We start from the raw sequence: 13,390 nt of genomic DNA on the forward strand, positions 1-13,390 counted from the left end.
TGAACGAATCGTTGTCATGCCTGCAACGGTTTTACGTGCGACCAGAAGATATATATTTCCAGCCACCACCCGGTTGCCTGCCAGAACACGATCAACCCGGCGGCTCATAGCTTCAGATCCAATTTTTACAGGCCATAAATGCGCAGCGGTAGTGATATTTTCAACCCGGAAGTCCAGTAGCATCAGCCAGTCTGACAAGCGTAATGGTGCGACAGGGTTTGACACCCAGGGCAATTCTGTCGACATGGTTCGCAGCCACCGAACACCACCCCAGGTGCTGTAGGGATTAAATCCAACAACAACCAGATAACCGCCCGAAACAAGCGAGCGAGTGGCCTCCCGCACCAACTGGTGTGGCCGGTTTGTCATATCGAGCGCATGCTGAAGAACCACGACATCAAGCGCTTCATCAGGGAACGGCCAGCGCGTATTATCGATACGTGCCTGACAATCAACCAGGCCTCTCTGCCAGGGCAAACCCACGCGAAAGGTATGATCAGCCCGACTGCGCCCCAGAAACTTAGGATCAGTATCTACGCCGGCGTAAAGAAGATGACGTCCTCTTAAGTGGGAGACTCTTTCCTCAAGCCACGAGCCCTCCAGCGCCATCAGTCTTTGTGTATCCATGCGACTCAACCATCGCTTCTGAACCTGAGTTTTTATTCTGTGGCCGTGTTTCATTTGACACTGTTCGCCTTGCGGGCATGGATTATGCTGATAGACTGACAGGAAAACGTAGTCAGACACCAGTTGTATGAAGTTATTGCAAGTATGCCTGCTGACGGCAGTCCTGTCAGCGTGCAGTTCCATCGCCCCTAAAAACGAGCCTGCCTCTGAAGACAACATCGCGGGTATCGCGCCAGAACAGGCAACCAGCGACATATCGTCAACCCCTCAAACCGACCCGGAACCCAAAGAAGAGTTTACTGAGCCTCTGGCGCCGGCAACGTCATGGGATCGGGTCGTCAGCAACTTCGGGCTTGAGCTGGACACGTCAAATGAGCGCGTAAAACGCCACATGGGTTGGTATCTTAAGCATCCCCGCCACCTGGAGCAGGTATCGGATCGTGCCCGTCGCTACCTTCATTACATTGCAAGCGAAGTTGAACGTCGCGAGATTCCGGGCGAACTGGCTTTGCTTCCGGTTGTAGAGAGTGCTTTCGACCCCTTCGCCTACAGTCATGGTCGTGCTTCAGGCGTGTGGCAGTTTATACCGTCGACAGGTCGCGCCTACGGGCTGCATCAAGACTGGTGGCATGACGGTCGCCGCGACATTCGCAGCGCTACCAACGCAGCCCTCGATTACCTCGAATACCTTGCAGGTCGCTTCGATGGCGACTGGATGCTCGCGCTTGCCAGTTACAACTCTGGTGCAGGCACCGTAAGAAAAGCCATCAGAAAGAACAAACGCAAAGGGCTGGATACCGATTTCTGGAGTCTGGATCTTCCTAAAGAGACCCGTGCTTATGTGCCTAAGCTCGTCGCTATTTCCTACCTGTTGAAGCATAGGGAAGATTACGACATCGCCTGGAAAGATATTGAAGATGCTCCCTACTTCGCTATCGTGCCAACAGGTGGTCAGATTGACCTGTCACAGGTCGCCGAACTTGCAGACACCGACCTCGATGAGATCTATCGCCTGAATCCACAATTTAATCGCTGGGCAACTCATCCTGACGGCCCTCACGAAGTCCTGATTCCTGCGACGCAGGAGTTTATCTATCGAGAGAACCTCGCCAACCTGGATGAGAACTCGAGACTGAAATGGCAACGATACGTGGTTCGTTCGGGCGACAGCCTTATTACCATTGCCCGTAAACACAATATTACTGCTGAGGTTGTGCGCAGCGCCAACCAATTGAAATCAGACACCATTTACGCAGGCCAGCAACTTCTTATTCCTTCCGCACTGAAAGCCGGCGGCGAGTACGGTTTAAGTCTGAATGAGCGCCTGACTCGAAAACAGAACTCCGGCCAGACAGCGAATCGATCTCAACGCGTAGATTACCGCGTTAAGAATGGGGACAGCTTCTGGAAAATCGCCCGCATGTATGACACCTCCGTGAACAAACTGAGTCGCTGGAATGGTATGGCACCGGGCGACCCATTGAAAGTTGGCCAAAAACTTACGATCTGGACAACCGAGTCTGACGGACATCGCGAAGAGGTTCGCAAGGTGTATTACAAAGTACGCAGCGGCGACAATCTGAGCACCATCGGTTCGCGCTTCAATGTCACGGTGTCAGACATTAAGCGTTGGAATTCAAGCAAGCTTGGGGGGCGTTACCTTAAGCCCGGCCAGAACCTGACCTTATATGTAGATGTTATTCGCTAAACCCTGCCTCGTTGCACTGGCGCTCTGGCTAACCCTGAGCGCCTCCGCATCCCTCGCTCTCGACGTATTCATCGAAGATGCACAAACATTACCCGAGCTACCTGTCGTCGATGTCATAGAATCAGAGTCAGCCGTCAAGATAGCAGGTGCGTTCACCACCCTCACCGCTACGCTCCCAAAAAACTGGAAGCGCCTGCCGTCAACACCATCAGACGACCTCCTTGACGATCTTTATGTTCCTCTGGCAGGAAAGCCGGGGACGGATGGTCTCCGGCCACCGCTTCTGGCAGCAAGCTGGCGTGACGAGCCAGACAACCACAAAATCATTTTCCGCATCCATCCAGGGGCAACCTGGAGCGATGGCATACCCGTCACAACAAAAGACGCTATATACACTCTTTTCTACTTGTCAGAGCTAACGTCCGGGACACCCTATCAACGTCAGCTGATTAATCAGTCTTTGACGGGGATTACGCAATACGATGCCGAACACTTCGCTCTCCACTACTCACAAAAGTATGACAGAGCACCCGAAGCATTATTTGGATTACGAATCATGCCCGGGCACGCCGCGGGCATGGCCGCTGATGCACGTCCACCAGTAAACGGCCCTTACCTCCCTACCGATCTGAATGGCACCACCATGAGTCTGGAGAGAAACCCTGACTGGTGGGGAGACAATGTACCTGCACTGAGTGATCGATTCAGAATACGGAAAATAGTCTTTCATAAAGCTTCAGCGGAGAGGTTCGATCAATTCATACAAGGCCAGGTTGACTGCATCAGCACGACATCAATATCCGACAGCGCCGATGAGTGGCTGAAGACACTGCTTGAAATCAAAAACATTACTCACATTATCAGTGAAGCCGAGAACCCACTCAGCGTTTTACTGATTGCTTCTGGCAGCCTGGATCAAGATCGCTTTACTCTTCTGAAGGAGCAAGTATTCAGCGCAGTTGATGGTGAGAAGTCCGAAGGCCTGGTTGCCGATGTTATTTTCAGCCCCGCACCAACACTGAACTGGGCCAGCCAGGCTGGATACTCCCAAGTGCCATCACGGATATTCAAATCCCGGATACGAACCGGGTTTTATGAGGCGGCAATAATCGCCCTTCCGCAAAGCAAGATCGCAAACCATGCAGAAGTGCTACGTTATCTTTCGTCGAATGACAGCAACCTCCATATTGCCGCTCTATACGACATTCCCTATTATCAATATGCCTGCTGGCCATGGGTAACCCTCCCCCAGCCCGGAGAGGGAAAAGGGGATATTCTTTCTCCCACAGATATATACACTGGGGGCTACATAGGGCTGGACAGGCGCCAACGGGCCCGCGTTCTGGGCCGGCCAGACAGGGATAACGACGAAGAACCTATCGTCGTCCGCTATCCCGCAACTAACAACACGACACAACCAGAATAACAGGAGCCTACCGTGGGTCTACTCAGTGGCAAAAAAGCCCTTATTGTTGGCGTTGCCAGCAAACACTCTATCGCCTACGCCATTGCTGAGGCATTTCATAGAGAAGGTGCAGAGCTCGCATTTACCTATCAGGGCGACAAGCTCGGCGAGCGGGTAAAAAAAATGGCAGCAGAATGGAATTCAGATCTATGTTTTCCTTGTGATGTTTCTTCAGATGACGACATTCAGGGAGTGTTCGATTCACTCAAAGAGACATGGGATGGCATCGATATTCTGATCCACTCCGTAGGGTTTGCCCCTGCCGAAGAACTTAACGGCGACTACCTCGACGTCACCAGCCGCGAAGGATTCCGGGTCGCACACGACATCAGCTCATACAGCTTTGTGGCGCTGGCAAAGCATGCGAAACCCATGATGGAAGGTCGTAACGGAGCCATGCTCACGCTGACGTATCACGGCTCTCAGCAGACATTACCAAACTATAACGTCATGGGGCTCGCCAAGGCCTCACTCGAAGCATCTGTGCGCTACCTCGCAGGCTCAACCGGCCCTGACGGCATTCGCGTCAATTCAATTTCTGCCGGGCCTATTAAAACGCTGGCTGCCTCCGGCATTAAGAGTTTCCGAAAAATGCTCAAGAAAAACGCAGAGCGTGCTCCACTGAAACGAAACATCACGGCTGCTGAAGTCGCAAATACCGCGGTATTTTTGTGCTCTGATATGGCCTCAGGTGTTACGGCACAGAATATCTATGTCGACGGTGGATTTAACACCTGCGCCATGAGCCTGGATGAGATGGACGATTGATAAATCGTTTTGGGTTAGCGACCCAGCTAACCAACAAAAAAGGCAGCCAATGGCTGCCTTTTTTATTGGTCGGACTAACGACTGAACTCTCTTACTGGGAAATCTCAGTATTAGCTTTTGACCATGCCTGATAGCTGACCATATCGTCACGGGCAGACTGATTACGAACAGAGGTTTTAAGCTCATCCGTTACCGCCATATTTTCCCACGACTTACGATCAACAGACGTCAGTTTGACCACTGTATACCCAGCAGGTGAAGACACTACATCTGACTCGCCTTCAGCCAGTGCAAATGCTTTCTGCTGTGCAACACGAGGTGCATCTGTTGATTGACGCAGTGTCGTCGTCGCCTCACTCCAGTCAGCATCAGCCTCACCTGCGAGAATAGCCTCAGCCTTCTCGGAAGCAGCCTCAAGCGCTTTCTGACTGGTCAGAGCAGCAACAACCTGACCACGAACTTCGTCGAGTGGCTTAGGCTGAGCATCCTGATAATCATCAACAACGAACACCATAGAGCCAGCTTCCATATCAACAAGGTCACTCAGCTCACGATCAAGTTTCATGTTGTCTTCAAAGGCTGTACGGCGAACCTGATCCGAGTCAGCAACACCCTGGCCGCCTGCCTGAGTGAAGTAGTCACTGGTCTGAACCTCAAGGCCTGAGCTTGCTGCCAGCTCTTCAATCGTTTCAGCCGAGAAAGCTGAATTAGCGAGTTCCTGGCTACGCTCAGCGAACAGGAAGCCTGCCTTCTCAGCTTTTACGATATCGACCAGTTCATCACGAACGTCAGCCATCGCGGGAACATCTGCAGACTGAACGGATACAGCCTTAATAATGTGAACACCGAATTCAGTCACGACTGGCTCAGACACTTCGCCTTCTTCGAGCGCGTAAAGAGCATCATCGAACGCTGGGTCAAACGCACCACGAGGGTTAACACCCAATGAGCCGCCCATGTCAGCCGAACCGCCATCTTCTGATACATCCGCTGCGACAGTCGCGAACGACTCACCATTCTCGAGGCGCGTACGAGCAGCTTCTGCCAGCTGAAGCGCTTCGCTTTCAGAACGATCTTCGGTCAGAAATAGAATATGCGCAGATTCACGCTGTTCATTCTGTTCGATATCAGCAACGTAATCCTGATATGCCACTTCGAGATCTTCGTCAGTGACTTCCTGTGCATTTTCAATGCTGTCGCGAGACAGGAGCACATAACGAATGCGCGCACGCTCTGGAGTCATGAAACGCTGTATATTCACGTCGTAATACGCAGTAATTTCATCATCCAGCACTTCGACAGAATCTTTAAACTGATCCGCTGATACCGAAGCGTAAGAGAATGTGCGCTGTTCATTTTCAAGAGACTGGCGCAACTGCATTTCGAATGGCGTTTCAATGGTCGACAGCATGAAGGCTGCACGAACCTGATTCTGACGAACACTGTCAGCCAGCATTGCACGGTACTGCGCAACTGAATAACCATTCATCCGCAGAACCAGCTTAAATTGTTCCGGATCGTACTCGCCCGCCGTCTGGAACGAAGGCGTATTTACGATCATCTGATCAACGATACCTTTCGCTGCGTACAGGTCGAGTTTATCCGCCTGAGTCTGTGCAATTTTCTCGTTAATCAATTGTTCTACCGCAGACTGCTCAAGAAACTTGTCATTGAACAGACCGTCATCGTACTGATCGCCAAACTGACGACGCAGCTGATTTTTCTGCTCAGCAACCTTCTGCTGAACTTCGACGCGGCTAATCTCATAGTCGCCAACCGTCGCTACGGGTTTTTCGCCACCGCCAAGATTGACAATACTTTCAACACCCCAAAGTGCGAAAACAACAATGATAAAACCTACGATGATTTTGGCGATGATGCCCTGCGCATTATTACGCATGGTCTGTAGCATGTTTCCTCCCTAATGCCCGGTGATTCCGGACTTAGTGCCTACCGCGACAAGCGGCATTAATAATTATGAGAGCTGATCGTCAGCAACAGCACTATACACAAAAAAAGCGCATCAAGGATGCGCTTTATTCTGGCGGACCGGACGGGACTCGAACCCGCGACCCCCGGCGTGACAGGCCGGTATTCTAACCAACTGAACTACCGGTCCTAACCCTTACAACGGTGTCTTAGTTGACAGCGTCTTTCAGCGCTTTACCCGGCTTGAAGCCAGGTACTTTAGCCGCTTTGATTTCGATCGGAGCGCCAGTCTGCGGGTTACGACCTGTACGAGCAGCACGCTCTTTAACCAGGAAAGTACCAAAGCCAACCAGAGCAACCTGGTCACCTTCTTTCAGAGCACCGCCCACTGCCTCAATCATGGCATCCAGAGCACGACCAGCCGCTGCTTTTGGCAGATCAGCAGAAGCCGCAATAGCATCAATCAGTTCAGACTTGTTCACACTTATCCCCTTATTGCATCCATATCTTTAGTTTTGTTGTGCGACTGGATGATCGCTACAGAAACTTGAGAGCGTTGATTTATACCAACTACCCCCAAGAGCGTCAAGCGACCTTAGTGTGTACTTGGCCGACCTGAGTCATCTTTTTTCGTGTTTGCATCGTCAGTGGTCATAATTTCACCAATTACATCCTCTGGCTTGCTCTCGAGCGCAACATCCAGAACTTCATCAATCCAGTCAACAGGGAGAACCTGCAAGTCGGCTTTAATGTTATCCGGGATATCCTTCAGGTCTTTTTCATTCTCTTTTGGAATGACAACCGTCTTAATTCCACCGCGATGCGCCGCAAGAAGCTTCTCTTTCAGACCACCGATCGCTAGCACTTTACCGCGCAGGGTAATTTCACCCGTCATGGCAACATCGGCACGAACCGGAATACCCGTCATAACAGAAACCAGAGCGGTTACCATACCAATACCGGCACTCGGACCATCTTTCGGCGTCGCACCCTCTGGTACGTGAATATGCAGATCGTGCTTCTCGAAGTAGTCTTCCGCGATACCCATACCCGCAGCACGCGAGCGAACGACCGTGAGTGCCGCCTGGATAGACTCCTGCATCACCTCACCCAGCTTACCGGTTTTGACGATACGCCCTTTACCCGGCGTTGCAGCGCCTTCCAGAGTCAGCAGCTCACCGCCAACCGACGTCCACGCCAGACCAGTCACCTGGCCAACCTGATTATCGGCAGCCGCCAGCCCGTAGGAGAACTTGCGCACACCCAGGTAATCCTGAAGCATTTCCTCACTGATTTCGCGCTGCACATTCGATTTATCAAGCATATTTGCTTTCACTACACGACGGCACAGTTTCGCGACCTCACGTTCAAGGCCACGCACACCCGCCTCACGTGTGTAGTAACGAATAATCTCGCGCAGACGATCATCAGACACTTCAATTTCACTGTCTTTGAGGCCATTCAGCTTAATCTGCTTAGGCAGCAGATAACGACGCGCAATATTTACTTTCTCGTCTTCGGTGTAGCCCGGGATACGAATAACTTCCATACGATCCAGCAGCGGACCAGGAATATCCATACTGTTCGAAGTACAGACAAACATCACATCAGACAGATCGTAGTCGACTTCGAGATAATGATCGGCAAATGCAGTGTTCTGCTCCGGATCAAGCACCTCAAGAAGTGCCGAAGCCGGATCACCACGATGATCCATGCCCATTTTGTCGATTTCATCCAACAGGAAAAGTGGGTTCTTCACTTCAACCTTGGACATTTTCTGGATCAGTTTGCCCGGCATAGAGCCGATATAGGTACGACGATGACCACGAATCTCAGCTTCGTCACGCACGCCACCGAGCGCCATTCTTACAAACTTACGATTGGTCGCACGGGCAATGGATTTACCCAGTGACGTTTTACCCACACCCGGAGGCCCTACCAGACACAGCACCGCGCCCTTCACTTTCTTAACGCGGCTCTGTACTGCCAGGTACTCAAGAATACGTTCTTTTACTTCCTCAAGACCGAAGTGATCCGCATCCAGGATCTCGCTGGCTTTAGCGATATCGTTGTTTACCCGACTGCGCTTCTTCCAAGGAATATTGATCAACCAATCAAGATAACCGCGAACCACAGACGCTTCTGCAGACATTGGTGACATCATGCGCAGCTTCTTCAGCTCAGCATCGGCCTTTTCACGAGCGTCTTTGCTCATGCCTGACTCTTCAATACGATTCGTCAGCTCTTCAAATTCATTAGAGCCGTCTTCCATATCGCCAAGCTCTTTCTGAATGGCTTTCATCTGCTCATTCAGGTAATACTCACGCTGGCTTTTTTCCATCTGCTTCTTAACACGGCCGCGAATCCGTTTCTCGACTTTGAGAAGATCAATCTCGGACTCCATCAGCTCCATCAAGTGCTCGACACGATCTTTCGCATTGAGAACCTCAAGAACGTCCTGCTTCTCTTCCAGCTTCAGGGAGAGGTGTGCAGCAATGGTGTCGGCCAGACGGCTGGCATCTTCGATATTCGAGATAGTTGAAAGAACTTCACTCGGGACTTTCTTCGACAGCTGAACATACTGTTCGAAATGACCGGTTAATGAACGGAGCAGCACTTCATTCTCGCGCTCGCTTAATTCTTCCTCTTCGACAACCGTGATGTCACCGCGGTACATGTCACCGGCGTCGACCAGATTGTCCAGTCGAGCACGGACATCACCTTCAACGAGTACTTTCACAGTACCGTCAGGGAGCTTCAGTAGCTGCAGAATGGTGGCTAGCGTTCCTGTCTCGTGCATACCTTCAAGAACAGGTGCATCGTCGGCGGCATCGCGCTGTGCAGCCAGCATGATGCGTTTATCTCCATCCATTGCCTCCTGCAGTGCGTTGATCGATTTTTCACGTCCGACAAACAGAGGAATGACCATCGCTGGAAACACCACGACGTCACGGAGAGGCAATAACGGAAGGTTTTGCTGTGACATATTTACAACCTGTTCAAAGTATCTGTAACACTATTGATATTGGGGATGGCAACAGAGGATTACAAGGGGACAGAAAAAGAAAAGGAGCCATTCGGCCCCTTCTCTGTAACGCAATTCTAAAAGTGTGGATCAGTCGTCATCTGGTGAGACTTTACCAACATCATTGCTTTCATAAATAATGAGCGGTTCGGCTTCGCCGCGGATAACGGAATCCTCAACCACTACTTTCGCAACATGCTCTTCTGACGGTACGCGGTACATACTATCAAGCAGCGCCGCTTCAAGAATTGAACGCAAGCCACGAGCACCGGTCTTTCTCTCCATCGCCAGTTTAGCGATAGCGTCCAGCGCAGTGTCACGGAACTCGAGCTCAACGTCTTCCATTTCGAAGAGACGCTGATACTGACGTACAAGCGAGTTCTTCGGTTCGGTCAGAATACGTACAAGCGCGTCTTCATCCAGCTCATCCAGCGTTGCCACAACCGGCAGACGACCAATAAATTCAGGAATCAGACCGAACTTAACCAGATCTCCTGATTCAATTTCGCGCAGAACTTCACCAACCGCCTTCTCGTCTTCTTTGCCCTTCACAGTGGCAGAAAAACCGATGGAACTCTTCTCAGAGCGGTCACGGATGATATTGTCCAGTCCGGCAAAAGCACCGCCACAGATGAACAGGATATTGCCCGTATCTACCTGCAGGAACTCCTGCTGCGGATGCTTACGTCCACCCTGAGGCGGAACAGAAGCAACAGTACCTTCGATCAGTTTCAGAAGTGCCTGCTGAACACCCTCACCCGATACGTCACGAGTGATGGATGGGTTGTCAGATTTACGCGAGATCTTATCGATTTCGTCAATATAAACAATGCCGCGCTGCGCCTTGTCGACATCGTAATCACACTTCTGCAGCAGTTTCTGAATGATATTCTCAACATCCTCACCCACGTAACCCGCTTCAGTCAGCGTTGTTGCATCGGCGATAGTAAATGGAACGTTCAAAAGACGCGCCAGCGTTTCAGCCAGCAGCGTTTTACCACTACCAGTAGGACCGATCAGGAGAATATTACTCTTAGAAAGCTCTACGCCAGTCTTGCCACCATCGTGCTGCAGGCGCTTATAGTGGTTGTACACGGCAACTGCCAGCACCACCTTCGCCTTATCCTGGCCAATTACGTATTCATCCAGAGTCGCCTTGATCTCCTGCGGAGTTGGCAACTGATCTGAGCTCCCTTTTGTTTCGGCGTCCTGTACTTCCTCACGAATGATGTCGTTGCACAAATCAACGCATTCGTCACAGATAAACACCGAAGGCCCGGCGATCAACTTACGGACTTCATGCTGGCTTTTACCGCAAAAAGAGCAGTAAAGCAGCTTACCGTCGTCGCCTTTGCCTTTTGTTTCGTCGGTCATTCGACTGCCTCGTCGTCTTACTTACTGTTTATTCAAAGATGGATGCTTCCGACGGCAATTTCAAGCCGTCGGAGAGAATTAAAGCGGAATATTTCGTTATGCCCGTTTTGTCAGGACTTCGTCGACAATCCCGTAGGCTTTAGCCGCTTCTGCATCCATAAAGTTATCGCGTTCGGTATCCGCAATAACTTTGTCCAGAGGTTGGCCCGTATGTTCCGCAAGAATGCGATTCAGGCGGTCTTTCGTGTCCTGGATGTTCTGAGCGTGGATAAGAATATCGGTCGCCTGACCCTGAGCACCACCACTTGGCTGGTGAATCATCACGCGTGAATTCGGTACGCTGTAACGCTTACCTTCTGCGCCCGCTGCAAGCAAGAATGCACCCATTGAGCACGCCTGACCAATAACCATAGTGCTCACATCCGGCTTAATGAACTGCATGGTGTCATAGATCGACATACCCGCAGTGACCGAGCCACCCGGTGAGTTAATGTAAAGGTGAATATCTTTATCCGGGTTCTCAGACTCAAGGAACAGCAGCTGGGCTACGACCAGGTTTGCCATATGGTCTTCGACCTGACCAACCAGGAAGATGACACGCTCTTTCAGCAGGCGTGAGTAGATATCGTAAGAGCGCTCGCCGCGCGCGGACTGCTCTACCACCATTGGTACCAGAGCGTTATCGATAATTTCTGATTGTTGCTTCATGGAGTCAAACATTCGACCCTGCACTCCCTGACGTGAGTAAAAAGAAAAACAGCCGTTATCCTTAAAGGATAGCGGCTGTCTTTCAGTTTAGCCATGTCTTGGCTGAAAGTCAGGTCTGAATGGTAAGTTCTTACGCAGGCTGGTTAGCCAGACGCACAACTTCCTCATAATTAGACTCAACTTCGCTCACCTGAGCAGACTCAAGAACCTTCTCTACTACCTGGTCTTCAAGAGCCAGAGCTTCAACCTGAGCTTTCTGCTGCGGGTTGCTGTTGTAGTATTCGCGAACCTGTTCTGGCTCTTGGTAAGCGGACGCCATCTCTTCGATCAGCGCTTCAACTTTCTCTTCGTCTGGCTTCAGATCTGCAGATTCGATCGCTGCATTCATCAGCAGGCCGATAACAACACGCTTTTCAGCCTGTTCTTTAAACAGTTCAGCCGGAAGCATGCTTGCATCCATCTGCTGACCACCACCAAACTGCTGAACAGCTTGCTGACGCAGACGATCAATTTCCTGATCAACCAGTGCAGAAGGAACTTCAACTTCGTTGTTTTCCTGCAGACCAGCAATAACCTGCTGCTTGGTCAGGTTGCGGATCGCACGACCGAGCTCACGCTCCATGTTCTTACGAATCTCAACCTTGAACTCTTCCAGGTCAGCAGTTTCGATACCGAAACCTTTGAAGAAGTCTTCGTTCAGCTCTGGCATTTCAGGCTTCTTAACTGCTTTAACAGTCACTTTGAACTGAGCTGGCTTACCCTGAAGATCTTCTTTGTGGTAATCCGCTGGGAAAGCAACATCAAGTGTTGTTTCTTCGCCTGCTTTCTTACCAACCAGACCGTCTTCAAAACCTGGGATCATAGAGTTAGAACCCAGAGTCAGGTTGTAGTCGTTTGCCTGACCACCTTCGAACGCTTCACCGTCGATAAAGCCTTCGAAATCTACAACAACCTGGTCGCCATCAGCGGCGGCTTCTTCGCTTTCGTTCCACTTAGCCTGCTGCTTCTGCAGGTTTTCAAGCATAGTGTCGAGGTCAGCATCAGTAACTTCAGCGCTGCGCTTCTCGATTTTGATGCTGTCGAAGCCAGCCAGAGCGATCTCTGGGTACACTTCGAAGACTGCCTTGAACTCAAGATCTTTTCCTGCTTCATCAACAGTAGGCTCAAACTTAGGCATACCTGCCAGCTTGATTTCCTGCTCCTGAACCGCCTTAAAGAAAGTCTGCTGCATCTGGTTGTAAACAGCTTCCAGGCGAGCCTGCTTACCGAAACGCTGCTTCAGAACCTTCGGAGGCAGAGGCTTACCAGTACGGAAGCCAGGAGTTTTCTGGTTTTTCTGGCTTTGTGCGATGCGCTTTAACTCTACAACTTCTTGCGCTTCTACTTCCGCAGCGGGTACACCAACGGTCATGCAACGTTCAAGACCAGAGGTTGTCTCAATGGACACTTGCATAGATGCCTCTCATATCAGTTTTCGTGGGAACGGCGAGCCTCCGGCCAACCGTCAATAAATAAAGGTCGCGGATTATAGCTCAAGGAGCAATACGTTAAAACCACCAGAAATAGAGGAACGAAGATAGGCCCGAAAGTGCTAGGAAACTACGAAGACAAGGGGGAGAAAGTGGGGTGGCCGACGGGGATCGAACCCGCGACAACAGGAATCACAATCCTGGACTCTACCAACTGAGCTACGGCCACCACATAGACTGCTGAGCTGCCATTAAAATGGCGCACCCGGCAGGGCTTGAACCTGCAACCCTCGGCTTAGAAGGCCGATGCTCTATCC

The 13,390-nt window shown here is 51.0% G+C and carries 10 protein-coding genes and 2 tRNA genes; 3 read left to right on the forward strand and 9 right to left on the reverse strand.

Annotated features, from left to right (window positions below):
* Nucleotides 1-627: methyltransferase domain-containing protein (locus B2067_RS03985; RefSeq protein ID WP_301387535.1), on the reverse strand; the 627-nt coding region annotated here is incomplete at its 3' end.
* Nucleotides 628-754: 127 nt separating this feature from the next.
* On the opposite strand from B2067_RS03985, the gene B2067_RS03990 reads away from it, so the two are divergent.
* The 3 genes from B2067_RS03990 to B2067_RS04000 are packed head-to-tail and all read left to right on the forward strand — an operon-like array spanning nt 755 to nt 4,568.
* Nucleotides 755-2,335, forward strand: coding sequence for a lytic transglycosylase (locus B2067_RS03990; RefSeq protein ID WP_301387536.1), 1,581 nt, complete (start codon nt 755-757; stop codon nt 2,333-2,335).
* Entirely contained in the window at nt 2,322-3,761 is a 1,440-nt protein-coding gene (locus tag B2067_RS03995; RefSeq protein ID WP_301387537.1) for an ABC transporter substrate-binding protein, read from the forward strand. The genes B2067_RS03990 and B2067_RS03995 overlap by 14 nt, the downstream gene beginning before the upstream one ends.
* Before the next feature lie 12 nt (nt 3,762-3,773).
* Nucleotides 3,774-4,568 (forward strand): enoyl-ACP reductase FabI, encoded by a 795-nt coding sequence (locus tag B2067_RS04000; RefSeq protein ID WP_068443507.1) that lies wholly within the window; start codon nt 3,774-3,776, stop codon nt 4,566-4,568.
* Between the two features lie 91 nt (nt 4,569-4,659).
* On the opposite strand, the gene B2067_RS04005 is transcribed toward B2067_RS04000, so the two are convergent.
* From B2067_RS04005 to B2067_RS04040, 8 genes are all read right to left on the reverse strand, one after another.
* Nucleotides 4,660-6,480, reverse strand: a complete 1,821-nt coding sequence (locus tag B2067_RS04005; RefSeq protein WP_301387540.1) for a SurA N-terminal domain-containing protein — start codon at nt 6,478-6,480, stop codon at nt 4,660-4,662.
* A 130-nt stretch (nt 6,481-6,610) separates the two neighbouring features.
* A tRNA-Asp gene (locus B2067_RS04010) sits at nt 6,611-6,687 on the reverse strand.
* 19 nt (nt 6,688-6,706) lie between these two features.
* Nucleotides 6,707-6,979, reverse strand: a complete 273-nt coding sequence (locus B2067_RS04015; protein WP_068443502.1) for an HU family DNA-binding protein — start codon at nt 6,977-6,979, stop codon at nt 6,707-6,709.
* Nucleotides 6,980-7,092: 113 nt separating this feature from the next.
* Nucleotides 7,093-9,483, reverse strand: coding sequence for an endopeptidase La (gene lon, locus B2067_RS04020; protein WP_068443500.1), 2,391 nt, complete (start codon nt 9,481-9,483; stop codon nt 7,093-7,095).
* A 129-nt stretch (nt 9,484-9,612) separates the two neighbouring features.
* Nucleotides 9,613-10,896, reverse strand: a complete 1,284-nt coding sequence (clpX, locus tag B2067_RS04025; protein WP_068444342.1) for an ATP-dependent Clp protease ATP-binding subunit ClpX — start codon at nt 10,894-10,896, stop codon at nt 9,613-9,615.
* A gap of 96 nt (nt 10,897-10,992) precedes the next feature.
* Nucleotides 10,993-11,616 carry an ATP-dependent Clp endopeptidase proteolytic subunit ClpP gene (gene clpP / locus B2067_RS04030; protein ID WP_068444339.1) on the reverse strand — a complete coding sequence of 208 codons (624 nt, stop codon included), beginning with the start codon at nt 11,614-11,616 and terminating at the stop codon, nt 10,993-10,995.
* Nucleotides 11,617-11,734: 118 nt separating this feature from the next.
* Nucleotides 11,735-13,057 (reverse strand): trigger factor, encoded by a 1,323-nt coding sequence (gene tig / locus B2067_RS04035; protein WP_076517823.1) that lies wholly within the window; start codon nt 13,055-13,057, stop codon nt 11,735-11,737.
* A gap of 169 nt (nt 13,058-13,226) precedes the next feature.
* Nucleotides 13,227-13,302, reverse strand: a tRNA-His gene (locus B2067_RS04040).
* Nucleotides 13,303-13,390: the final 88 nt, after the last annotated feature.

It is taken from the genome of Thalassolituus sp. UBA2590 (assembly GCF_002339775.1).
Classification (GTDB): domain Bacteria; phylum Pseudomonadota; class Gammaproteobacteria; order Pseudomonadales; family Oceanobacteraceae; genus Thalassolituus.

Bases quoted from the DNA above. Each gene is read 5' to 3' on its own strand.
- clpX (WP_068444342.1), bottom strand. From the start codon at position 10,896: ATGACCGACGAAACAAAAGGCAAAGGCGACGACGGTAAGCTGCTTTAC.
- tig (WP_076517823.1), bottom strand. From the start codon at position 13,057: ATGCAAGTGTCCATTGAGACAACCTCTGGTCTTGAACGTTGCATGACC.
- B2067_RS03990 (WP_301387536.1), top strand. From the start codon at position 755: ATGAAGTTATTGCAAGTATGCCTGCTGACGGCAGTCCTGTCAGCGTGC.
- B2067_RS04005 (WP_301387540.1), bottom strand. From the start codon at position 6,480: ATGCTACAGACCATGCGTAATAATGCGCAGGGCATCATCGCCAAAATC.
- B2067_RS03995 (WP_301387537.1), top strand. From the start codon at position 2,322: ATGTTATTCGCTAAACCCTGCCTCGTTGCACTGGCGCTCTGGCTAACC.
- lon (WP_068443500.1), bottom strand. From the start codon at position 9,483: ATGTCACAGCAAAACCTTCCGTTATTGCCTCTCCGTGACGTCGTGGTG.
- clpP (WP_068444339.1), bottom strand. From the start codon at position 11,616: ATGTTTGACTCCATGAAGCAACAATCAGAAATTATCGATAACGCTCTG.